Below are 22,474 nucleotides of genomic sequence, written 5' to 3'. Positions count from 1 at the left end.
ACACCGCAGGGTGTAGAGAGCGCGGCGGAGGGCGCGCCCCGGAGCCGATGTCCCGGCCCTCGGTCCGGGAACACACTCGGGCCATGACCGCTGACATCCTCAACTCCACCGCCCGCCGCTTCCCCGCCACCGACATGCCGGTGGGGCTCATGCTGGCGCTGGTCGCGGCCGGGCTGCCCCGCACCGTACTCGCCGACCTGGGCATCGTCGCCCCGGAGAGCTCGCTGCTGTACTACGTGCTCGCGCTCGCGCCGTTCGCGGCGTGGGTGGTGGTCGCGCTGGTACGCGGCACGCGCCGGCCGTTCCTGGACTTCCTCGTGCTGGGAGCCCTGTACGGCCTGTCGCTGCTGATCGTCCACCAGGTTCTCTGGGACGTCGGGCCCTCGCTCGGCCACAGCCCGCCGGAGAGCGCGGTCGCCTTCGCCGCCGGCTTCGACCCCGCCTGGCGGGAGCTCGCGCTCCGCGTGTACACCAGCGGGATCGCGATGATGATCGGTCTCGGCAGCGGCGCGGCCGTCGGCGTGGTCGCCTGGTGCGCCCAGGTGTGGCGCAGGCTCCGCGGCGGCCGGTCCGCCCGCTGAACCCGGCGCGCAGCGGCCGGCCCGCCGGGGCCGGACCCCGCGCGCGGCCTCGCTCAAGACTCCGTGCGACCTCCCGGTACGCCTCGCGCGTGCCGGGACGCGGTCGTGTCACCAGGTGACCGGGAGCCGCTCTTCCTGCAGGCGGAGGACCGCCTGGACCGGCTCGTCGCGGCGATCGCGGAGCGCGAGCCCGGCGAGCCGCTGGACGCTGCTGCTCCGGCTCCACGACCTGCTCGTGCAGGGGTTCGCCGCCGACGACGAGCTGGACGTCGCCCTGTCCACCACGCGTTCGCGGCTGCTGCTGTCCGAGCCGGCGCTGCGCGCACGCGGGCTGTCGCTGATGTTCGACCAGCAGCCGCGCCTCGCCGAGGCGCTGCACCGGACCTACCCCGACCGGCTCGACCTCATCACGGCGGCCGCCGTGGTCGGCGGCTTCTGGGGCGCCATGGGCGTGGCCGGCCTCGTCGCGCAGCAGCACGGCGCCTCGCCCGGGGAGGTCCTGGCGGCGGGCCGGCGCGCCGTCGAGATCATCGCGGGCGGCGTGGAGTCCCCCTCGGAGTCGTCGGCGGCGTCCTCCGCGGCGTCCTCCGCGGCGTCCTCTGCGGCGTCCTCCGCGGGTCCTCTGCTGGGCCCTCCGCCTGACGCCTCGCCTACACCTCACGGCGTACCGGGAGCGCCATCCATGGGCGGACGCCGCGCGGATGCGAAGCCGCGACGATGGCCGCACATGCCGATGACAGAGGTGAGGCGAGAGCAATGGCACCGCGCATCCGTAAGACCCTGCTGGTCGTTCACATCGTCGTCTCGGTCGCGCTGGCCGGGGAGGTGTGGGGGCTGGTGGTGCTCAACACGGTCGCCACGCTGACCGAGGACCTGGCGCTGGCGCACACGGCGTACCGGCTGATGCCCTTCATGATCTTCGCGGGCGGCGTGCCGCTGAGCATGACCGCGTTCATCACCGGCGTCGCACTGGGCCTGGGCAGCCACTGGGGACTGCTGCGCTACTACTGGGTGGCGATCAAGCTGGTGCTGCTCCTGGCCGTCATCGGGGTGGGCATCTTCGTGTTCGACCCCGAGGGGATGGCCGCGGCCACCGAGGGCGCGCGGCAGGTCGCGGCCTCCCGCCAGTGGGGGCAGGTCGCGGCGCTGAGCACGCAGATCGTCATGCTGCTGGCCGCGACGACGCTGTCGGTGTTCAAACCTCGGTGGCGGCTGCGGTGAATATCCTGGGTGGCTCTGTTGATCGTTCGATGTCATCCGGAGGATGAACGTCATGACGGAGCCCGTGTCGATCGAGCCCGTGTCGATCGAGCCCGTGTCGATCGAGAAGGTCGCCGCCACGCTGCCCGGCCCCTTCCAGCCGCGCGACCTCGCCGCCGCCAACGACACCGTGGTGCGGATCGCCAGGTTCGAGGGCGAGTTCCCCTGGCACGAGCACGACGAGGACGAGCTGTTCCTGTGCTGGGACGGTTCCTTCCGCATCGAGATGGAGGGGCGCGACCCGGTGACGCTGTCCGGCGGCGAGCTGTTCGTGGTGCCGAAGGGCGTGCGGCACCGCCCGGTGGCCGAGCAGCCGGCGCACGCGTTGATGATCGAGCGTCCGGAGACCGAGCAGTACGGCAACCGCTAGCGGGAGGCGGGGCCGCCCGGCAGCGGCCGGGCGGCCCCGCCTCAACGCACGTCGAAGTTGGCCATCATCATCATGTCCTCGTGCTCCAGGTTGTGGCAGTGGAAGACGTACTTGCCCCGGTAGCCGTCGAACTTCACCAGCACCTCGGCCTGGTCGCCGCTGCGCAGGTCGACGGTGTCCTTCCAGCCGCCGGCGTACGGGCCGGGGTCGAGCACCTGGAACGGCGCGAGGTGGATGTGGATCGGGTGCGGCACGTTCTGGGCGCGCAGCTTCCACAGCTCCACCGTGCCGAGCCTGGGCGTGGCGGCGATGGTGTCGGGGCTGAACGGCGTGCCGTTCACCGTCCACAATGTCACCCCGTCGTGCTCGGCGCCGCCGCGTTCGAAGGTGAACTCCCGCTCGGCCACGGCGTCCGACCGTGACAGCGGCCGGATGTCGGCGAGCCGGTCCGGGATGCGGCTGTCGTCGCTGCCCCTGCGCGCGACGATGAACCGCATGACGTCGCCGGTGCCGTCCTTGCCGAGCTTGTTGCGCAGCGTGACCTGCGTGCCGATCGGGTAGCGGGAGAAGTCGACGATCACGTCGAAGCGTTCGGCCTGGGCGATCTGCAGCTCGTCGTGGCCGACCGGGGCGGCGAGCAGGCCCTGGTCGCTGCCGATCTGCGTGAACGCGGCGCCGTCCGGCGGCGGCGGGTCGAGCGCGAGCAGGTAGCGCCGGGCGTTGGAGGCGTTGAGCACGCGGAAGCGGTAGCGGGCCGCGGTGACCTCCATGACCGGCCAGGGCACGCCGTTCACCAGCACGCAGTCGCCGAGCACGCCGCTCATGAAGTCGCCGGTCACGCCCGGCTTCCCCTGGAGCGAGGGGTCCACAGAGGGGTAGCTGAACGAGCCGTCCTCGTCGAACGCCCGGTCGGTGATCATCAGGGGGACGTCGCGGTCGCCGCGCGGGAGCGGCAGCGCCTCCTCCTCGTCGTCGTGGTGCAGGTGGAGCCCGGCCAGGCCGCGATAGACCTGCGGCCCGGTGAAGTCCATGCGGTGGTCGTGGTACCAGAGCGTGGCGGCGGGCTGGTCGAGCGGGTAGGCGTACTCCTTGGTCCCGCCGGAGGCTTTGACCAGGTCGGTGGGGTAGCCGTCGCTCTCCGGCGGTGTGCGGCCGCCGTGCAGGTGCACGACGACGGGGACGGGCAGCTCGTTGCGGTGCCGTACGACGGTGCGCCGCCCGCGCCGCGAGACGATCGTGGGCCCGGGGAAGATGCCGTTGTACCCCCACACCTCCGTGCGCAGCCCCGGCAGGATCTCCACCTGCGCCGCCCGCTGGGTGATCTCGTAATGGTCGGTGTCGCCGTCGCTGCGGGCCGGCCGCAGCACCGGCGGCACCCGGAACGGCAGCGTGAACGGCGCGGGCAGCTTCGCCTTGCTGCGCAGCAGGGCGCCCGCGCTGGACTCGGTCTCGACGTTGGCCCCGCCGCTGACCACGATGCCCGAGCAGGCGGCCGTTAACGGCGCGAGCACCAGCCCGCCCGCGGCCATCCGCAGCAGTTCCCGGCGCGAGAGCGTCATCGCGCCTCACCCCCGCCCCTGCGCCGATCGATGACGACGGCGACCACCGCGCCCGCCACCGCGAGGACCTGCGGGCCGAACCCGATCACGAAGGCCCAGGGCGGGTCCACCGTGCCGTCGTGCACGACGAGCCTGGCCACCAGCTCGCTGAACAGCAGGAATCCGGCCGCCAGTCCGACGAACAGGCCGAGGATGGCGACGCCGAGGGTGCGCATGTCGTGTGTCCCTTCTGCTTTCCGTAAGTCATGGACGGCGACGACCTTAGGCAGGCGGGGGTGCCGCGCACATCGGCGCACGGTCGTCGATCGGCGTCGACTTCTGGGGGATGACGTGCGGCGCCATGAGGTGATTTTCGACGACATCAAGTGTCAACTTCTGACGACTGTGGCCGTCAGCGCCGCTCGCCTATCCTGTGCCGGGTGGAGCTGGGAAGAAGCGGATGGCGCGCGGTGCTGACCGACGCGGCGATCGGCCTGGGCACGTCGCTGGTGGTCACCGTGGCGATCGCGATGGACCTGGGCGGCGCCCGGAGCCCCGACTTCCTGGCGTACCTGTTCGCCGTCTGCCTCGGCGCGCTGATGTTCGTCCGACGCCACTTCCCCGTGCTGGCGCTGGTGGCGACGGCGGCCGGGCTGCTCGCCTACTACGCGGCCGGCTATCCCGCGATCGGGCTGGCGCTGCCCGTGGCCGCCGCGCTCTACTCCGCGGCCGAGGCGGGCAAGCTGCTGATCTCGGCGGTGACCGGGGCCGCGCTGATCGCGGTCAGCACGTTCTTCCGGCTGCGCGAGGGCGAGAGCCTCGCCTACCTGCTCGGCTTCGAGCTGGCCTCGACCGCCGGGCTGATGTTCGCGGCCATCGCGCTCGGCGCCGCCGTACGGGCGACCCGGCTGCTGCGCGCCGAGCAGCTGCGCACGGCGCGGCAGGCGGCGGCCGAGCGCGAGGCGGAGGCGCGCAGGCGCGTGCAGGACGAGCGGCTGCGCATCGCCCGCGACCTGCACGACGTGATCGGACACACGATCGCGCTGGTCGCCGTCCAGGCCGACGTGGCCGAGGAGGCGCTGGACGACGACCCCGGGACGGTCCGGGCGGCGCTCAAGACCATCAGGTCCGCCGGCGAGGAGGCGATCCACGAGCTGCGCGGCACGCTCGGGCTGCTGCGCTCGCCCGGCGAGCCGGAGGACCGGGCGCCGACGGGGACGCTGCGCAACCTCGGCAGCCTGCTCGCCGCCACCCGCGAGAGCGGCCTTGCGGTGGAGCTGCGCGCCGAGGGCGAGCCGGTGCTGCTGCCCGCCGTCGTCGACACCACCGCCTACCGCATCGTTCAGGAGGCCCTGACCAACACCCTCCGCCACGCCGAGGCGAGCAGGGCCGAGGTCGAGCTGCGCTACGAGCGCGGCGGGCTGGGCATCCGGGTGACCGACGACGGGCGGGGCGCGGGCCGGCGCGATGATGATCCCGGCGGCGGCTCCGGCTTCGGCATCGAAGGCATGCGCGAGCGTGCCGCGCTGCTCGGTGGCAGGGTGGACGTGGCGGAGGCGCCGGAGAACGGCGGGTTCGTGGTGGAGGCCTGGCTGCCTGTGGAGGTCGGACGACAGTGATCCGGGTGGTGCTGGTCGACGATCAGGACCTCATGCGCGCGGGGCTCGCCGCGCTGCTCGAACGTGCCGACGACATCACGGTGGCCGGCGAGGCGGGCGACGGCGCGGCGGCGTACGAGCTGGTCCTCGCCGAGCGGCCCGACGTGGTGCTCATGGACATCCGCATGCCGGGCGTTGACGGCATCGAGGCGACCCGCAGGATCGTCGCCGACGAGCGGCTGCGCGACGTGCGGGTGATCATGCTGACCACGTTCGACACCGACGAGCACATCTTCGACGCGATCCGGGCCGGGGCGGCGGGCTTCGTCATCAAGACGACCCGGCCGGAGGAGCTGCGCGCCGCCGTCCGCACGGTCGCGGCCGGTGAGGCGCTGCTGTCGCCGTCGGTGACCAAGCGGGTGATGGCCGCGGTCGCCGGCACGTACCGGCCCGCCGACTCCGGGCTGATCGCCCAGCTCACCGAGCGGGAGCGGGAGCTGCTCGCCGAGATCGCGGCGGGCCGCCCGAACGACGAGATCGCCGGGCGGCTGTTCATCAGCCCGGCGACCGTGCGCACGTACGTCAGCCGGCTGCTCACCAAGCTGGGCGCCCGCGACCGCGCGCAGCTCGTGCACATCGCGTACGAGAGCGGGCTGGTGCCTCCCGGCCGCGCCGGTCAGGCGTGAGCGCCGGTCATGTGGACGGGTCGTCTCATGGGGACGGGCTGATCTACGGGTGCGGGCCGCCGCGCCAGGCCGGCATCGGGCGGCGGCCGACGGCGACGTCGAGGGCCGCCCTGGCGAGCAGCCTGGTCGAGTCGAGCGTGGGCAGCGGCGACGACTCGGGGGTGACGAGCAGCGGGATCTCGGTGCAGACGAGTGCCACCGCGTCGCAGCCGCGCCCGGCGAGCGTCTGGATGATCTTCCGGTACGTCTCGCGCGAGGCGTCGGTGAAGACGCCCTTGACCAGCTCGCTGAAGATGATCTCGTTGACCAGCTCGCGGTCGCCGGGATCGGGCACCACCGCCTCGATGCCGTGCGCCCCGAGCGCCGCCGGATAGACCGGGCCGTCCATGGTGTAGCGGGTGCCCAGCAGGGCCACCCGGCGATATCCGGCGCGTGCCGCGTGGCCGGCCACCACGTGGGCGATGTGCAGTCCGGGGATGGGGAAGTCGCGGCCCGGCCGTTCCAGCGCCTGGTGCACGGTGTTGTCCGGGCAGACGAAGAAGTCGGCGCCCGCTTCGGCGAGGCGGTCGAGGCTGACCTCCATGGTCGCCCTGATCTCGTCGAAGTCGCCCCGGTCGTAGGCGGGCATGCAGCGCGCGAACGAGATGCAGTCCAGCGTCACGTCCGGATGCTCGTGCTCGCCGAGCGCCTCCTCGCCCAGCCGGCAGAACGTACGGAAGCACAGCGCCGCGCCCTCCGCGCTGTGGCCGAGGATGCCGAGGTGCCTGGTCATGCGGCCTCCCTGTCGTGGTGCCCCTCCATCCTCCCGGAGCGCACGGCAGGGGCGACGCGCCGGGCATGGATTAGCATCGCGGTCATGCCCTGGAAGTATGACCTGCGGGTGCTGTCGTACGTCACCGCGATCGCGGAGGAGGGCTCGATCGGCGCGGCGGCCCGCCGGCTGCACCTCACCCAGCCGACGCTCAGCAGGCAACTGCGCGAGCTGGAGAACCGGCTGGGCGTCGAGCTGTTCGTCCGGGGCAGGCGCGGCCTGACGCCGACGGCGGCCGGGCGGGCGCTGGTGGATCGCGCGGCGCGGGTGCTCGCCGAGGCGGAGGCGATCCTCGACGACGTCGCGGCGGCGGCGCGCGGGCTGAGCGGGCGGCTGACGGTGGCGTTCGCCGGGTCGGGGATCAACGGCAGGCTCGGCACAGCGCTCGGCCGGCTCCGCGACGAGCTGCCCGGCGTGCGGCTCGACCTGGTCGAGCTGTTCGACGACGTCGAGATGTCCAAGGGGGTGCTGGACGGCTCCTTCGACCTGGCGGTGCACCGGCTGCCGGTGCGCCACGCGGGGCTGGTCGCCGAGCCGTGGGCGAGCGAGCCGCTCGTGCTCTTCCTCCCGGCCGCCCATCCCCTCGCCAGGGACACCGGGCCGGTGGACGCCTCCGCGCTCGCGGACCTCCCGCTGCTGCTGTGGCCGCGGGAGTCCGCGCCCCGCTCGTACGACGAGGTGATCGCGCTGTGCCACCGGGCCGGGTTCGCGCCCCGGGTGGCGCAGCAGGGGCGTACCGTGCAGACCATCCTCGCGCTGGTGGCCGCCGGGTTCGGCGCCACCGTGATGGCCGGCTCCTACCGCACCCTGCGCCGGGAAGGCGTCGCGGCGCGGCCGATCCGCGGCACGGTCAGCAGGCTGCACCTGGTGTACCGGGCGGACGACGCGAGCCCTCTGCTCGCGCGGGCGCTGCCGCTCCTCAGGCGGCCGTGAGCCCGTCGGTGATGGTCTGGACGGGCAGCACGTTCACGCCGATGCCGGCCACCTCCGTACGGCCGACGTCATGGACGCGCGAGGTCGCGTCGTCGGCGAGCACCAGCCGGTAGTCCCGCTCGCTGGCCTCGACCAGCGTCGCGCGCGGGCAGTTGGGGAAGTTGCAGCCGGCCACCACCAGCGTGTCGACGTCCCAGCCGCGCAGCAGCTCGTCGAGGCGCGTCCGGTAGAAGCCGCCCCAGCGCGGCTTGAACAACGCCACCTCGCGCTCGCCCAGGGTCTGCGGCTCGCCGGACAGCAGCAGGTCCGCCTTCAGCGGCGGCGCGCCCGGCGGCAGCAGCTCGCCGGCGATCTCGCTGCCCTCGCTGCCCGGCAGCACGATCTTCGCCCCCTGGGAGAGCGGTGTCCGCCGTACCAGGTCGGCGTCCTCGCCGCTCGGGTCGTACAGGCGGATGAGGTGCACGATCGGCCGCCCGGCGGCGCGGAACGCCTCGGCCAGCCTGACCATCTGCGGCAGCACCTCGGTGGTGCCCGGGATGCCGTACGGCGACTCCGACAGGAAGTCGCGCTGCACGTCGATGGTCAGCAACGCGGAGGTGGCCCAGTGTGGTGTCAGATGGGGGTCGGTGAAGGGGTTCACGGGTGCCCTCCCTCCGAGAAGTCCGATGAGCTTCCGGGAGTCTACGCCCGTGATCACCTCACGGGTGGGGGCGGATGGCCGTCAGGTGGAACGGTGCCGGCTTCCCGGCGGCGTGCGCCACGGCCGCCCGCGCGTCGTCCAGCGGGAACTCGGTGACGTCGAAGTGCGTGAGGTCCAGCAGGCCCGAGCGGGCCAGGGCCACCAGCCGCGGCGGGGCCTCGCGCGGGTACATCCACTGCCCGCGGACCGTCACGTTGCCGCGCATGAGCCACCGGTACGGCAGCGCCAGCTCGGCGCCGTCCAGCATGCCGACGCCGCCCATGAGCACGACCCGGCCGCCCTCGCGCACCGCCATGGCGGCGGCCCGTACGGGAGCCGGGCCCGCCGCGGGCGGCAGGATGTCGAGCACCAGGTCGATCGGGCCTTGTGCGATCATGCGCGTGCGGTCGGCGTCCTCGTCGCCGGTCAGCCGTACGGTGGCGACCCGGTCGCCGAAGCGGCGGCGCAGCCCGGCCAGCGCCTGCTCGTTGCGTCCCGGCGCGACGACGCGGGCGGCGCCCATCGCCAGGGCCACCGCCACCGCCGCGCCGCCGAAGTTCCCGGTCGCCCCGCTGACCAGCACCGTCTCCCCCGGACGCAGCCCGCCCGCCAGGAACCCGCCGTACGGCACCAGGCACAGCGTCAGCCCCAGCCACCGCCCGGCGTCGGCGGGGTCGATGGGGCCGCCGAGCGGCACGGCGTTCTCGGTGGGGATCAGCAGGCGCTCGGCGAACGACCCGTGGCCGTAGTGGCGCTGCAGCAGCAGCCCGCCCTCGCCGCCGGCGCTCAATCCCTGCAACGTGACGTCGGGGGCCGGCGCGCCGTCCCTGGCGCGGATCATCGGGTCGCACAGCACCCAGTCGCCCGGGGCCAGCCGGGTGGCGTCGGGGCCGCACGCCCGTACGACGCCGATCGCCCCCGCGCCCGGCGTCACCGGCAGCGTCAGCGGATACCGCCGCTCCCCGCTGAACACCTCGGCCGCGTACGGCAGCACCGGCGCCGCCACGACGTCCACCACCACCTCGCCCGTCCCCATCACCGGGTCCGGCACCCGCTCCACCGACAACGGGGATCCGAACTCCTTCAGCACAGCCGCCTTCACGACACTCCTTCTCTGCGGGCCGGCCGGCCTGCCGACCGCCCGGCTCATTGGACGGCCTCAGACCCATCCGCCTGATACCTGGGACGGCACAGAAGGCCACCGGCCGCCGCTGTGGACGGCACTCATGCTGGCCGCCCGGCCGAGGCGTAACCAGGACCGGTATCGTCCTGGGATGGCCCGATACCACCCTGGGAACCGCCAGACGTCGGGAAGGGGACGATCATGCCCGAGTCCACCGGCCGCGCGCTCGGCGACTTCCTGCGCTCCAGGCGGGAACGCCTGACCCCCGAGGCGGTGGGCCTGCCGCCGCGCCCCCGCCGCCGCGCACCCGGCCTGCGCCGCGAGGAGGTGGCCGAACGCGCGGGCATCGGCATCGACTGGTACGTACGCCTCGAACAGGGCCGAGCCGTCACCCCCTCCCTCACCACGATCGACGCCCTGGCCGCCGCCCTCTGCCTCGACGAGACCGAGCACGCCCACCTGCGCACCCTCGCCCGCCACCCCACCCGCCCCGCGTTCACCAGGGAACAGGCTCCGGAGGGCACCGCCCGCCTGGTGCACAGCCTCGACCGGCCCGCGTACGTGACCGGCCGCCGCTGGGACATCCTGACCGCCAACACCGCCGCGACCGCCCTGTTCACGGGGCTCGACCGCCTGCCCGCCGACGACCGCAACGTCCTCGTCTACCTGCTGCTCACCCCGATGGCCCGCGAGGTCTTCGGCGAGACCTGGGCCGCCCAGGCGCGCCACACCACCGCCCAGTTCCGCGCCGCGTACGACCTGCAGGCACCGGACGCGGCCTTCACCACGCTGGCCGACCGTCTGCGGCACGGCTCCCCCGAGTTCCGCCGGTGGTGGAAGGAGCACGATGTGGCGAGCGGTGGGGCGGGCCGGAAGATGCTGCACGGCCACGCCTACGACTACGCCACCTTCCAGACCAACGAGGACCCGGCCCTGCGCCTGACCGTCTGCACACCCCGCTGACCGCGACCGGGGCCATGAGCGGGACCGCTCGGCCCTGCGGAACCGGCCGGTCACCACCGGCACCCCGTAGGCGAAGGCCGCCGCCGGTGCGCGGGCGGACAGGGCCAGGGCCACGAGCAGCGGCATGTGCGGCAGCCGCCGCAGCGCCACCAACCCATGACGCCCTGCGTGCCGGCATGGCCGCCACCCGCCTGCGGCCCGGCCGCGATCACAGTGATCGCGGGGAACACCACGGCCCTACGTCACCGTGAACGCCGCCGGTGCCACCACGCTCCAGAGAAGGGCGGCCCGGCTCGACCGGATACGACCTCATCCGCTGCGCCTCACGACCAGCTCCCCGAGCAGCGGCGAAGTGACCACGGCGGCAACCGGGTCCAAGAGCAGGCACACCTCGCAGCGGAAATGATCAGCGGCACCAGCCGCGCGGCGGCGCCGAGACACGCGCACACGACGACATCCGGCCGTAGCGGCCGCGCACCAGACATCCCGACCGCAGGGCCCACCGCACACGCACAGCAGACACCCCGATCACAGCACCGTCCCACACGCGCGACAGACACCCCGATCACAGGGCCACCGCACACGCACAGCAGACACCCCGACCGCAGCACCGTCCCACACGCGCGACAGACACCCCGATCACAGGGCCACCGCACACGCACAGCAGACACCCCGACCGCAGCACCGTCCCACACGCGGCGGCAGGCGTCCTGGTCTTCCCTGTTCTTCCACGGATCGCCGCTGTCGCAGCGCCGTTGACAGTCCGCCTTCTCTCACAGAAACGGTATTTCGGCCGTCATGGACACCGGTACTGACGTACGGTTCGCAATTAGCACCCCAACACCCCAACACCCCAACAAAAGGCATTTGTCGTAATTCGAAGAACATTTCGAGTCGTATCGCCGGCCCGAAAATTGTCAGTGCCGATGCCTATCGTCGAGCCGACGTATTTCTCCAGCAGGTGGGTGACTCATCACCGCCGGCCGACCCTCACGAAAGGCGGACGGGAACATTGGAACAGGACGATGACGTCGACGCGTCAGGCGAGCCGCGGGCGCGGCTCGACCTCTATCGTTACGCCACCGCCGACGTCGCGCACGACTACATCGCGCTGATGCGGCTGTTCACCGGCACGCTTCTCACGGACCTGTCAGCGTCGGAGGCAGCCGTTCTCCTCGCGAACGAGGGCATCACGCTCTCGGTCGACGAGGTGGAGGCCCGCTGCCGGCAGCTCATGGAGTGGGGAAATCTGACCCGGTCAGGCCGTGACGCGCGGGTGGCGACGGTCGCCGAATGGCTGCGCTCCCGTTCGCGTTATCAGGTGTCGAAACTCGGCGGACGCGTGCACCGCCAGATCGAGGAGGTGCTGTCGGCGACCGACGGCGCACGGGAAGTGGCCCGGGAGCTGCTCGGCGGCACCGTCGAGGTGCTCGACCGGATCCTGCGGCGGCTCTCCCGAGACCACGACATCGACGCCGAGGCGCTGGCCGCCGACGTCACGACGATCTTCAACAACCAGAGACTGTTCATGGAGAGCGTCCGGGACTTCTACGCCTACCTCCATCAGGTCCTGTCCCGGTACGACCTGTCGGGCGGAGAGTACTCGGCGTTCAAGTCCCTTCTCCTCGAGTACGTCGACCTCATCACGGCCGACGTCGCCCGGCACGCGCCGGCGGTCGCCGCCCGGCTCAAGAGGATCGTCGCCGATCTCGACCGGCTGCTCACGGCCTTGGCCGCCCTCCCCCGGCTCACCGGTCCCGACGGAAGCCCCGCCGAGCGCTCGCCGGGGCGGACGGCGGCCGAGTGGCAGGAGCTGATCTCGTGGTACGGCGGTGAGGGCGGACGGTCGGGTCCCGCCCAGCTCCGAGCCGCCGCCGAGCAGGCGCTCGGGCAGCTTCTCGCCAATGCCAAGCGCATGCTGGCCGCCTCGCGGACAGGCGTGTCCCGTCGTGACGACTTCCTGCGGCTCGCCGCGTGGTTCGCCGAAGCCGACACCGAGACGGCGCATCGCATCTTCGCCGCCGCTTTCGGCGCCTACCCGGCGCGGCACCTGCTGATGGGGCCCGATGAGGCGGGAGTGCGCGCCACGGCCGGCACCTCGTGGTGGAAGGCGGACCCGGTCGAGGTCCCGGTCTCGCTGCGTGAGCGCGGTGACAGGGCCGCGCGGGGCCGCACGGCGCGCGTTCCCGACCCGGGTCTCGATCGCGAACGGCTGATGGCCGAGGCCGAAGAGGAGGCGAAGCGCAAGAAGGGAGCGGCGGCCGAGTTACTGGCCGTGGGCGATCTCAGCGGTGCCACAGTGTCGCGCGCGGCCCGCGACCTGCTGCTGGAACGGCTCTCGGCGCTGCTCGCGGCGGCGCACGACCTGACCGTCCCGGTCGTCTCCCAGGACACCGACCTGGGCCTGATGCTGCTCGCCGCGCCGCTTCCCGGCGGTGGGACCACGGTCCTTTCCGACGACGGCCGGCTCACGGTTCACGACCTCGCCCTGCGCGTCCTGCCCCCTGCCATGCCCGACGCCGACGCCACACAGACGGGAACCGACGGATGACCACCGCAGCTCACGACGCCGACGAACGTCGCATGGCGGCCCGTGCCCTGCTCGCCACCCCCATACTCACCGCATCGCGCCACAGTGAAGAGCTCGCGCTCGTCCGCCGGCATGCGGCCGCGCTCAAGCCGATGTTCGGGCAGCTCCTCGGATACTCGCTGGTCGTCCAGTCCGGCTTCGCCCGGCTGACGAAAGGTCCGCTGCCGGCGGAGGCTCCGGTCCGTCCTGCCCGCCGGGCCTCCGGCAGCGAGTTCACGCCCCGTACCTACACCTATCTGGCGCTGGTCTGCGCCGGGCTGCTGGCCCGCGACGTCGGTGAGCAGGTGCTGCTGTCGCAGCTCGTCGCACAGATCCGGGCGGACGCGGTCATCGCGGGAGTGACGATCGACGACACCTTGGCCGAACGTCGCGACCTCGTCGCCGCCATCAACCTCCTGCTCGATTGGGGTGTCCTGGCCGAGACGGACGGCACGGTGACGGCGTGGGGCGAGCGCCGTGAGGAGGCGCTGCTGACGATCGACCGCGGGCTGCTTCCCCATCTCGTCTCCCGTCCCCTGCACACTCTGGAACGTTCCGAAGATCTGTGGGCCGCCGATCCCGACGAGCCCGAGCCGCCACGCCGCACGCTGCGCCGCAAGCTCGTGGAGAACCCTCTTGTGCATCGCGGCGACCTCAGTGACGCCGAGCACGACGTGCTGCGAAGGGAGCGCAGCGAGCTCACCCGTGTCCTGGAGGAGAGCTTCGGCTTGACGCTCGAGGTGCGCGGCGAAGGAGCATTGGCCTACGACGCCGACGGGCGGCTCACCGATGTCGCCTTCCCCGGCGGCGGCGCGACGCGGCAAGCCGCACTGCTCCTCATCGAGGCTTTGATCGGCGCCCTGGAACCACAGGGGGGCGAGCAGGTGACGGTCGGCGGCCGCACCGTGCCCGGCGTGCTCGCGCCGTGGCCCATGGTCGATGACGAGCTCGGCAGGCTCGCGCGGGCCCACGCCTCCGCCTGGCGCAAAGACATCCTCGACGACCCGCTCCCGTTCCGGGAGGAGGTGGCCGCCCTGCTGCAGGCCGTGGGCCTGGCCGCCATCACGACCGAGGGGCTGGTGCTGCACCCCGCCGCCGCGCGCTACCGGCCCTCCGTGCGCCTGGCCCCTCCGGTCACGCGCGCCAAGCGCCGCCTCGGTGACGACGCGCGGCAGCTCCCATCCCCCTTGTTCACCGTCGACGACGAAAGAGGAGAACCCGCATGACGCCGCTGTCTCAGGCCGCTGACGGGCTCGCCGCCGTGGCGCAGACGCCCGCCCGGCACCATCCGTTCCGGTGGCGGCTGCACCGCGCGGGGATCGTGAACGTCTGGTACTACTACGACACCGAGTTCGCCTTCTCCGGCGGGCGACTGGTGTTGCGCGGCACCAACGGCTCGGGCAAATCCCGGGCGCTGGAGATGCTGCTGCCCTTCCTCCTCGACGCCGACCGCCGCAAGATGGACGCGACGGGAGCAGGCCGCGTCCGCCTGGAGGACCTCATGCGGGCGGGCGGCGAGGAGCAGCCGAACAGGGTGGGCCATCTCTGGCTGGAGCTCATCCGGCACCCGGACGACGCGAACGGTCCCGGCCACGCGACCCCTCCCGAGTTCCTGACGCTGGGCGCGATGGTGCGCTTCGCCCGATCCACCGGAGAGGCGAAAGCGTGGTATTTCATCACTCCCCTGCGCGTGGGGCGGGATCTCGTCCTGCTCGGGGCGGACCGCACTCCCCTGTCGCGGGACGATCTGGCCGCGGCGATCGGCGCCGACCGCATCACCGACTCTCCGGAAACGCATCGCGAGCGCGTACGCGCCGCCGTGTTCGGGCTGACGGGTGAGTCGGGCCGCGAACGTTTCACCGGTCTCCTCCAGCTGCTGCGTACCCTGCGCTCGCCCGACGTCGGCAACCGGATCGAGGAGGGCAGGCTTCCGCAGATCCTGTCGGACGCGCTGCCGCCGCCGAGCGATGCCGCGCTGTCTCGCGCGGGCGAGCAGCTCGACGGCCTCTTGGAGACGCGTACCGCGCAGCAGCGGCTGGAGGCCGCGCACAAGGAGGTCTCGGGGTTCCTCGGCAGTTATCGCCGGTACGTCGCGGGCGTTTTGAGCGAGACGGCCGAGACCGTTCACGCCGCCGCGACCACCGCGGAAGCCGCCGAACGGAAGGCCACCGAAGTGTGTGACCAGCATCGGCGGCTGACCAGTGAGCACACCGACGCCGGCAGGCGGCTTGCGCAGCTGACCGACAGCGAGCGGGAGCTGCAGGCGACGGTCGAGGGCATCCGCGATTCGCAGGCCTACCGGGACGTGCGCGAGCTGGACGACCGGGAGAAGAGGGTGACCGCCCTGAGAAAGGCGGCGGCATCCGCCCTCGGCACGGCGAGCTCCGCCCGGGACGGCGAGGCCGACAAAGTACGCACGGCCGACGAGCGCGCCGCAGAGGTGACCGACGCGGCCCAGCAGGTCACCTCCAGCCTGGCAGAGGCCCGTGACCTGCTGGCGCAGGCCGGTGTGCACGCGGCCCTGCCGCAGGTCGCCTGCGTACGCGAAGACGGCGATCCCGGCAGCACCGAGGTGGTCCGGCTGTCCTTGGACGCCGACCCGGCACCGGTGACCCGCCCGGTGCCGGCACGGATCACCCTGACGCCCACCGACCTTTCCGACGCGATCGGCCAGGTGGCGCGTGCCGAGGAGGCGGCGAAGCGGCGCCTCGCACACGCGGACGCCCGCCGCGTGCAGGCGCGTGAGATCGACGAGCAGGCACGCGAGGTGGAGGCGGCCGACAAGCGGGCGTCGCAGGAGGAGCAGCGGCTGGCCGATGTCAGGCAGGAGGCCGAGGAGGAAGAGCAGGCGCTTGAGCGGGCCGCCGCCGATCTTCGTGAAGCGTGGCGCGCGTGGATCGCCCACGAGACGACGGAGAGCCTGCTGGGCGAGGTCGACTGGCGCTCGACCGCTCTCGGGCCGGTGCTCGACGACCCCGGCGTGCTCGTCGTCCCCGGCGTGCTCGACGACGCCGGCGTGCTCGTCCCCGGCGACACCGGCGAACCCGATGAGACAGGGGAGCTCCTGGCCGAGCTCGACCATGTCGCCTCACAAGCCGCCATCGGCGTACGCGACAAGCTGTCCCGTTCCCGCGCGCTCCTGGACGCCGCGCAGCAGGCGGACGACGAACGGCGCGATCAGCTGGAGGCCGAGCGCGAGGCGCTGCGCGCCGCACGCGATCCCGAGCCTCCACGGCCGCACTGGACACGTCCCCCGTCCGCTGACGAGGTGCCTCTGTGGCGCGTCCTCGACTTCGCCGCCCACCTCGACGAGGACCAGCGCGCCGGCCTCGAAGGTGCCTTGCTGGCGTCGGGTCTGCTGACCGCGACGATCACCAGGGCGGGAAGCGTCGTCGCCTCCGACGGCCGGCTTCTGGTGAGCCCCCACGGCCCGGTGGCCGCCCACCCGCTGACGGAGGCACTCGTCGTCGACGCCGACGCACCTGTGCCGGTGGAGCTGGTCCGGGACGTGCTCAGCCGGATCTCCTGGGGTGATCGTGACCATCCGACCTGGGTGGACGCCGACGGCGCCTGGGGCAACGGGCCGCTGACGGGACTCCACCGCACGGCGGCGGCCCGCCACATCGGCGCCGCGGCCCGCGCCGCGGCGCGGGCGGAACGGCTCGCCGAGATCGACCGCTCCCTGGCCGCTCTGGCGGACGCGGCCGCCGCGCGCGCCGCCAGGCGGCAGGAGCTGGACCTCGACCTGCGGGCACTGGAGACGCACATCCGATCGGCTCCGCGCAGCCGGCCGGTCCAGAGCAGGCGCGACGCGCTGCAGAGGGCGCTCAAGCGGGTGAAGAAGGCGGAGGAGGCGAGCCGCAAGGCCCGGGAAGAGGCGGCCAGACTGCGCCACGAATGGACGCAGGCGGTCTCCTCCCACCGCGAGGCGTGCGCGATTTTCGGCCTGCCCGTCACCGTGGACGCGCTCGACGCCGTACGCGAGCTGCTCCGGCGGGCCGAAGAGCGGTGCGGCGCCACCCGCCGGCTCATCGGGGAGCTGCGGCACCGTGCCGACCTGCACGCCAGAGCCGCGGCGCGGACGCGCGCCGCCCGCGATCAACGACGCGAAGCCGAGGCCGCGGCCGAGGATCAGTGGGCCGACTGGCACAAAGAGGCATCCGCGGTCGCCGCGATGCGAACCGGCATCGAAGCGGCGGCCCACGAGGTGCACGCCCAGCTGAACGCCGCCGAAGCCGAGCTCGCCACGTGCCGCCGCGAGCTGACCGAGGTGGGTAAGCGCATCGCCATGCTGGCCGAGCAGAAGGGCACCGCCGAGGCTGAAGCGCGTGCGGCGCACGAGCGCGCCGCACGCGAACGACGCTCGCTCGCCGGCGCCGTCCACCGGCTCGCCCGCCGGCTGGCGCTGCCCGGGGTGGCCGCCGCGGCGGATATGCCGCCGCACCCGGATCTTCCGCCGGCCGACGCCGAGCCCGCCGCTGTCAAGAGCGCCGTCCAGGCCCTGCTGACGGCGCTGAAGCGGCATGGCCCGGCCATCGACGAGAACGCGCTCATCCACGCGCAGCAGAAGGCCGAACGCGAGCTTTCCGGCGGCTTCGATGTGATCCCCACGGTGAACGACGGCGTCAGGCTGATCGCGATCGTCGACGGAAGCGGTGAGCGTTCACTGCCGGAAGCCGCGGCCGAGCTGAGCCGCCAGTGCGAGGAGGGCCGGCTCGCGCTGAGCGATCGGGAGCGGAGGGTCTTCACCGAGTTCGTCCTCGGAGGCGTCGCCGAGGAGCTCCGCCGGCGCCTGCTGCAGGCCGAGACCCTCATCAAGGCGATGAACGCGAGTCTGAGCGGCATCAGCACCAGCCACGGCATCGGCGTCCGGCTGCGCTGGAGCCTCGCCGGGCACGCCGGGCCCACCGTCGAGCGCATCCGCGCGCTCGTGGCCGTCGCCGACGACGTCCGCTCCCCCGAACAGACGAAAGAGCTGACCGACCTGCTCAAGGCCCGCGTCGATGAGGAGTTCGCCACGGACCCGACCGCCGGGTACGCGGCCCACCTGCGGTCCTCGCTGGACTACCGGGCGTGGCATGAGGTGGAGGTCATCATCACCGGTCCCGAGCCGGGCCGGGAACGGAAGATCAGCAGGCGGGCCAAGCTGAGCCAGGGCGAGACGCGGTTCGTGTCGTACGTGACGCTGTTCGCCGCCGTCGACGCGTATCTGTCCGGATTGCCGGACACCAAGAAGGCGCTGCGCCTCATCCTGCTCGACGACGCCTTCGCCAAAGTCGACGACCCCACCATCGGCGAACTGCTGGGGCTGCTCGTCCGGCTCGACCTGGACTTCGCCATGACGGGCCACGCGCTCTGGGGATTCTTCGCCCAGGTCCCGGCTCTGGACTGCTACGAGATCAGGCGAGGGGAAGGGACGGCCGCCGTGACCACGCACATCCACTGGGACGGCCGTAACCGGCATCTGCGAGCCGCCCGATGAACCCGTCCACCGCCGCTCCTGCCCTCCCTGAGCGCACGCGCCGCTATCTCTCGCACGCCGGCCTGGCTCCGCTGTGGACGGCCGTCCGGACGAAGCTGGAACGCGCAGGGCTCGCCGTCACCGGAACGGTCGCCGTGACGCTGGAGGACGATGGCGCGGCCCTGCTCTCCGGACTGCTGGGCCGGACGATCACCGCGGGCCGGGTCCGCGTCTCCCTGCCCGTGCTCGATCAGGTGCTGCGAGGCTCGGCCGCCGAAGCGGGCCTGGTCACCGTCGTGGCCCAGCTCACCGGCGGCGACCTGGTCGACCGCAGGGCCGCCCGCGAGCAGACCAGGGCCTCGTGGGCGGGCATCTGGCAGCGCCTGGACGCCGCCCTCGCGTCCGCCGGCCTCGCCGGCGCCGCTTGGGCTCCGGCGTTCGTCGAGGGGGTGCGCCGCTCGGGGATCCTGACCAGAGCCGGCATCGACGCCGCCTCGACGGCGATCCCCCGGTTCGCAGCGGTGCTGCGCGAATGCGCCGCGGCGGAGGTCTTCGACACCGCCGTCGTGCCCAGGCCCGGCTGGGAGCTGGCCGAGCTCGCCGGGCGCTGCCTCGGCGACGCGCACGGCCTGGACGACGGCGAACTCACCGCATCGCTCCTGCTCCGCGCGGCCGCGGCCGCGTTCGGCGTCGCCACCCCCGGCACCGCCGAGGAGCGGCGCGAGCTGTGGATCCGCTTGGGCGTCACCCCCGATCTCGTCTCGGGGACCGCCCTGGTCTTCCGTCTCCGTCCTCCCGGTACCGGTCCCTGGCCGGAGATGATGCGTGCCCGCGCCGGCATGGGCCTGGCGACCCACCTGACCCTGCACGAGCTGCGCGGCGCCGCGCTCGGGGAACGCCTGGCCGCGCCCGGCGCCGAGGTGTTCGCCTGCGAGAACCCGCAGGTGCTGCAGGCCGCGGCGCGAGCCGGCGTCACCACTCCCATGGTGTGCCTCGCGGGAAATCCGTCCCTCGCGGCCTGGGAGGTCGTGCGCCGGCTCGTGGACGACGGCGCACGTGTCCGCTACCACGGCGATTTCGACTGGCCGGGCGTGGCGATCGCGGCGCGTCTGTTCTCGATCGGCGTGGAGCCGTGGCGGATGCGGACCGGCGACTACGTCGAGGCCGCGGCCGCCCTGGCGGCGGACTCCGTGCTCACCCTCACCGGCACCCCGGTCCCCACTCCCTGGGAGCCGGAGCTCATGGAGGCCATGCGCCGGCACGACCTCGCCATCCACGAGGAGACGCTCCTGCCGGCCCTGCTGGAGGATCTGGGCGCTGATGACGCGTCGCCTTCATGACGTGGAGAATCCTCAAGCAGCCGAGAGGTGTTCGGCTCTGGCGCCGGGGCGTCTTTCATCCGCCCCATCCCCCGAGCTTTCGGGTCTCGCCGAAAGCAGCCGGCACCGGACGGCAGGGCTCGTCAGATCTGCTTGAGGAGGCCGCCATCGACGGCGAAGTCGGCGCCGGTCGTGCCGGCCGAGCGGGGTGAGGCGAGCAGGGCGATCACGTCGGCGACCTCCTGGGGGGCGATCAGACGGCCGGTGACCGGCTTCATCATCTCGGGTGCGGCCTTGTCGAGGACGCTGTCGCGGTCGGCGCCGATCGCGGCGGCGATGATGTCGGCCGCGCCGCTGAGCGCGTCCAGCTCGGGGGTGCTCTTCCGTGAAGCGGCCACGATACGTGTGCCCTCGGAGAGGAGGGTACGGGTGACGGCCAGGCCGATGCCCTTGGAGGCGCCGGTGACGACCGCGACCCTGCCGGAAAGCTGGAGATCCATATCTTTTCCCTCGTGGTGATTTCGTCCGTTCGAAACGGACCGTGAACTCGCGCGATAACGCTGAAAGCAGCGGTGTGACGAGGGCTGGCGCACATCAGGCGAGCATTTCTCGCTGAAATCTGACCTCGCTTTTCGGGTGTGCGCAAGGGCGGCTATCACGCTTTTCCCGGCTACCTATCGCGGGGGCTTTCGCCGGCCACCTATCGCGGGGGTTTTGGCGGTCGCCTATTGCGGGGGCAGGAGGGCGTTGATGAGGGCTTGGGCGGCGGCGTCGGTGCGGGTGGTGTCGTGGGTGGCGTAGCGGTCGAGGAGCAGGCCGCGGAGCCCTGACACCAGGGCGGTCGCGCGGGCCTCGGCTTCCGCCTCGTCAAGGCCGATGCGTACGAAGGCGGCGGCCAGTGGCGTCACCCATGCGGTCACCGCCTCCTGGACGAACGGCCGGTAGTGGTGGCCTGGTGCGGTCGCGAGGGCCATCGTCTGCAGCAGCAGCTTGACGTTGCGGCGTTGGGCGCCCTCCGCACTGTCCTGCCAGAGCGCGAAGGCCGCCTCGCGCAGGCCGGCGGCATCGCGGACGGTGCCGAACAGGGCGGGCACGTCGGGGCGGGAGGCGGCCAGCGCCTGGCTCAGGAGGTTCTCCTTGGTGCCGAAGTAGTGGACGAGCATGCGGGCGCTCGTGCCGATGGCCTCGGCGAGCCGCCGTAGCGAGAACTCGGCGACGCCGTGCCGGTCGAGGTGGTCGATGGCCGCCTCGATGAGCCGCCTGCGTTTCTCCTGGTCCGCCGCTCGCGCCACGCGTTGACTGTAGCAGGTGTTACATGTTTCAATGCCGACCCATGAGTGAAGCACCTGTTACAGGAAAGGGCGGCGCCGGCCGGACGTACACGATCTTTCTGCACTTCACGGCGCTGCCCGCCTGGCTGGCGCTGACCAGGAGCGAGCGCGGGGCCGTGATCGAGCGGCACGTACGGCCGCTGCTCGAGCGGTACGCCGGCACCACCCGGCTCGACTGGTTCGACGCCGAGGCGTGGAGCGCGAGCCCCACCGACGTCGCCGTGGTCACCACGACCGACATGGGCGACTGGTACGACCTGTGGGAGGGGCTGCGCGACACTCCCCTGTTCGGCGTTCCGTACTTCCGGCACGAGCAGACGATCACCACGGTCGGCGACGGCTTCGCGGACTACGAGCGGCGCAACGCCCCTTCGTGACCGGCCGTGCAGGAACCGCGCCGGGGCGGCGTTCGTTCCCAGAGCAGACGCACGTGTGGGACTCGGGAGGTAGACGCGTGGAGATCACCGGCATTTTCTCCGGCCTCATCGTCGGCATCGTCATCGGCGCGCTCGGGCGGCTCGTCATCCCCGGACGGCAGCGCATCCCGATCTGGCTCACGATCGTGATCGGCCTGGTGGCGGCCCTGATCGGCACCGCGATCGCCACCGTTCTCGGCGTCGCCGACACCTCGGGCGTCGACTGGATCGAGCTGGGCATCCAGGTGGCTCTGGCGGCGCTCGGCGTCTCGCTGACGGCCGGCACCTACGGCAAGCGCCGCACATGACCGGCCACGAGGGTCCGGCGGCCCCACGCCGACGCCTCGGTACGAGGCCGCCGTCGAGGAGGCGGCGCGCGTCGCGCGTTCCATGGGCCACGCGTACGTGGGCGCCGAGCACCTCTTCCGCGCCCTGCTGCGCGACCGTGACGCGGTGCCCCCCAGCTGCTCGCCGGGATGGTCGAACCGGGCGAGCCGGAGGCGAAGCCGCTCGCGACGATGGAGGGTGACGGGTATCGCACCCCTGCCACTGAGGTCCTGGTCGACGGGCAGGTACGTCCGCGGGCCCGCGCGGTAGGTCCCGTCACGGGTCTTCCGGCGTGATCACTTCGCCTTTGCGGACGTACGGCCACGGCCCCTCGCCGGTCTTGATGTTGACCCAGTCGCAGTTGTCGCGGTCCCCGTCTTCGTCCTCGAACCAGCAGTCCAGCAGGGTGTGGGGGCGGCCGCCCCGCGCGAAGCACGCGTAGTACGCGCGGCCGCCGATCTCGGACGCCTTCCTGGTCTTCGCGGCTCCGACTTCCTGCTTCGCCATAC

At 72.6% G+C, this 22,474-nt stretch carries 22 protein-coding genes and 1 pseudogene; 14 read left to right on the top strand and 9 right to left on the bottom strand.

What is annotated here, in order from left to right:
* Positions 1-83: 83 nt before the first annotated feature.
* Complete coding sequence (locus AB0K67_RS36325) at positions 84-581, top strand: hypothetical protein (RefSeq protein WP_364069203.1); 498 nt, start codon at positions 84-86, stop codon at positions 579-581.
* A 108-nt stretch (positions 582-689) separates the two neighbouring features.
* Here the strand turns inward: AB0K67_RS36325 and AB0K67_RS36320 are convergent, their stop codons facing one another.
* The gene (locus tag AB0K67_RS36320; protein WP_364069201.1) at positions 690-866 is read right to left on the bottom strand and encodes a hypothetical protein; all 177 of its coding nucleotides are present in this window, start codon (positions 864-866) and stop codon (positions 690-692) included.
* A 471-nt stretch (positions 867-1,337) separates the two neighbouring features.
* On the opposite strand from AB0K67_RS36320, the gene AB0K67_RS36315 reads away from it, so the two are divergent.
* Together AB0K67_RS36315 and AB0K67_RS36310 are read left to right on the top strand one after the other, a co-directional pair.
* The gene (locus AB0K67_RS36315; protein ID WP_364069199.1) at positions 1,338-1,802 is read left to right on the top strand and encodes a hypothetical protein; all 465 of its coding nucleotides are present in this window, start codon (positions 1,338-1,340) and stop codon (positions 1,800-1,802) included.
* 52 nt (positions 1,803-1,854) lie between these two features.
* Positions 1,855-2,211, top strand: coding sequence for a cupin domain-containing protein (locus tag AB0K67_RS36310; RefSeq protein WP_364069197.1), 357 nt, complete (start codon positions 1,855-1,857; stop codon positions 2,209-2,211).
* Positions 2,212-2,252: 41 nt separating this feature from the next.
* On the opposite strand, the gene AB0K67_RS36305 is transcribed toward AB0K67_RS36310, so the two are convergent.
* On the bottom strand, positions 2,253-3,770 hold the full coding sequence (locus AB0K67_RS36305) for a multicopper oxidase family protein (RefSeq protein ID WP_364069195.1): 1,518 nt from the start codon (positions 3,768-3,770) through the stop codon (positions 2,253-2,255).
* Positions 3,767-3,985, bottom strand: a complete 219-nt coding sequence (locus AB0K67_RS36300) for a DUF5957 family protein (protein ID WP_364069193.1) — start codon at positions 3,983-3,985, stop codon at positions 3,767-3,769. The genes AB0K67_RS36305 and AB0K67_RS36300 overlap by 4 nt, the downstream gene beginning before the upstream one ends.
* A gap of 204 nt (positions 3,986-4,189) precedes the next feature.
* Between AB0K67_RS36300 and AB0K67_RS36295 the strand changes: the two genes are divergently transcribed.
* Entirely contained in the window at positions 4,190-5,368 is a 1,179-nt protein-coding gene (locus AB0K67_RS36295; RefSeq protein ID WP_364069191.1) for a histidine kinase, read from the top strand.
* Entirely contained in the window at positions 5,365-6,033 is a 669-nt protein-coding gene (locus AB0K67_RS36290) for a response regulator transcription factor (protein ID WP_364069189.1), read from the top strand. Before AB0K67_RS36295 ends, AB0K67_RS36290 begins: the two co-directional genes overlap by 4 nt.
* 43 nt (positions 6,034-6,076) lie before the next feature.
* Here the strand turns inward: AB0K67_RS36290 and AB0K67_RS36285 are convergent, their stop codons facing one another.
* Positions 6,077-6,805 (bottom strand): amino acid racemase, encoded by a 729-nt coding sequence (locus AB0K67_RS36285; protein WP_364069187.1) that lies wholly within the window; start codon positions 6,803-6,805, stop codon positions 6,077-6,079.
* Positions 6,806-6,889: 84 nt separating this feature from the next.
* Between AB0K67_RS36285 and AB0K67_RS36280 the strand changes: the two genes are divergently transcribed.
* Positions 6,890-7,777 (top strand): LysR family transcriptional regulator, encoded by an 888-nt coding sequence (locus AB0K67_RS36280; RefSeq protein WP_364069185.1) that lies wholly within the window; start codon positions 6,890-6,892, stop codon positions 7,775-7,777.
* Here AB0K67_RS36280 and AB0K67_RS36275 read toward each other — a convergent pair.
* Entirely contained in the window at positions 7,764-8,417 is a 654-nt protein-coding gene (locus tag AB0K67_RS36275) for an isochorismatase family cysteine hydrolase (RefSeq protein ID WP_364069183.1), read from the bottom strand. The two genes, AB0K67_RS36280 and AB0K67_RS36275, sit on opposite strands and share 14 nt — an antisense overlap.
* 58 nt (positions 8,418-8,475) lie before the next feature.
* Positions 8,476-9,558, bottom strand: a complete 1,083-nt coding sequence (locus tag AB0K67_RS36270; protein WP_364069181.1) for a zinc-binding dehydrogenase — start codon at positions 9,556-9,558, stop codon at positions 8,476-8,478.
* A 222-nt stretch (positions 9,559-9,780) separates the two neighbouring features.
* On the opposite strand from AB0K67_RS36270, the gene AB0K67_RS36265 reads away from it, so the two are divergent.
* From AB0K67_RS36265 to AB0K67_RS36245, 5 genes are all read left to right on the top strand, one after another.
* On the top strand, positions 9,781-10,542 hold the full coding sequence (locus tag AB0K67_RS36265; protein WP_364069179.1) for a helix-turn-helix transcriptional regulator: 762 nt from the start codon (positions 9,781-9,783) through the stop codon (positions 10,540-10,542).
* Between the two features lie 1,012 nt (positions 10,543-11,554).
* Complete coding sequence (locus tag AB0K67_RS36260) at positions 11,555-13,093, top strand: TIGR02677 family protein (RefSeq protein ID WP_364069177.1); 1,539 nt, start codon at positions 11,555-11,557, stop codon at positions 13,091-13,093.
* On the top strand, positions 13,090-14,337 hold the full coding sequence (locus tag AB0K67_RS36255) for a TIGR02678 family protein (protein ID WP_364069175.1): 1,248 nt from the start codon (positions 13,090-13,092) through the stop codon (positions 14,335-14,337). The genes AB0K67_RS36260 and AB0K67_RS36255 overlap by 4 nt, the downstream gene beginning before the upstream one ends.
* Positions 14,334-18,593 carry a TIGR02680 family protein gene (locus AB0K67_RS36250; protein WP_364069173.1) on the top strand — a complete coding sequence of 1,420 codons (4,260 nt, stop codon included), beginning with the start codon at positions 14,334-14,336 and terminating at the stop codon, positions 18,591-18,593. Before AB0K67_RS36255 ends, AB0K67_RS36250 begins: the two co-directional genes overlap by 4 nt.
* A complete protein-coding gene (locus AB0K67_RS36245) occupies positions 18,590-19,912 on the top strand; it encodes a TIGR02679 family protein (protein ID WP_364069171.1) in 1,323 nt (440 codons plus the stop codon). Before AB0K67_RS36250 ends, AB0K67_RS36245 begins: the two co-directional genes overlap by 4 nt.
* Before the next feature lie 122 nt (positions 19,913-20,034).
* Here AB0K67_RS36245 and AB0K67_RS36240 read toward each other — a convergent pair whose 3' ends face one another.
* Both AB0K67_RS36240 and AB0K67_RS36235 read right to left on the bottom strand, forming a co-directional pair.
* On the bottom strand, positions 20,035-20,391 hold the full coding sequence (locus AB0K67_RS36240) for an SDR family oxidoreductase (protein WP_364069169.1): 357 nt from the start codon (positions 20,389-20,391) through the stop codon (positions 20,035-20,037).
* A gap of 225 nt (positions 20,392-20,616) precedes the next feature.
* On the bottom strand, positions 20,617-21,183 hold the full coding sequence (locus tag AB0K67_RS36235) for a TetR/AcrR family transcriptional regulator (protein ID WP_364069167.1): 567 nt from the start codon (positions 21,181-21,183) through the stop codon (positions 20,617-20,619).
* A gap of 41 nt (positions 21,184-21,224) precedes the next feature.
* On the opposite strand from AB0K67_RS36235, the gene AB0K67_RS36230 reads away from it, so the two are divergent.
* The 3 genes and pseudogenes from AB0K67_RS36230 to AB0K67_RS36220 form a co-directional block, all read left to right on the top strand.
* Entirely contained in the window at positions 21,225-21,599 is a 375-nt protein-coding gene (locus tag AB0K67_RS36230; protein ID WP_364069165.1) for a darcynin family protein, read from the top strand.
* A gap of 77 nt (positions 21,600-21,676) precedes the next feature.
* On the top strand, positions 21,677-21,946 hold the full coding sequence (locus tag AB0K67_RS36225) for a GlsB/YeaQ/YmgE family stress response membrane protein (RefSeq protein ID WP_364069163.1): 270 nt from the start codon (positions 21,677-21,679) through the stop codon (positions 21,944-21,946).
* Positions 21,947-22,019: 73 nt separating this feature from the next.
* Positions 22,020-22,235, top strand: a pseudogene (locus AB0K67_RS36220) (Clp protease N-terminal domain-containing protein); the annotation flags it as partial.
* Positions 22,236-22,241: 6 nt separating this feature from the next.
* Here AB0K67_RS36220 and AB0K67_RS36215 read toward each other — a convergent pair.
* Positions 22,242-22,472: a hypothetical protein gene (locus tag AB0K67_RS36215; RefSeq protein ID WP_364069161.1), complete on the bottom strand. Its 231-nt coding sequence runs from the start codon at positions 22,470-22,472 to the stop codon at positions 22,242-22,244.
* Positions 22,473-22,474: the final 2 nt, after the last annotated feature.

The sequence above is a fragment of the Nonomuraea sp. NPDC052634 genome (genome assembly GCF_040678535.1).
In the GTDB taxonomy this organism is placed as follows: domain Bacteria; phylum Actinomycetota; class Actinomycetes; order Streptosporangiales; family Streptosporangiaceae; genus Nonomuraea; species Nonomuraea fastidiosa.
Note: the sequence above shows the minus strand (reverse complement) of the source record. Positions and strands in the feature narration are given on the sequence as shown.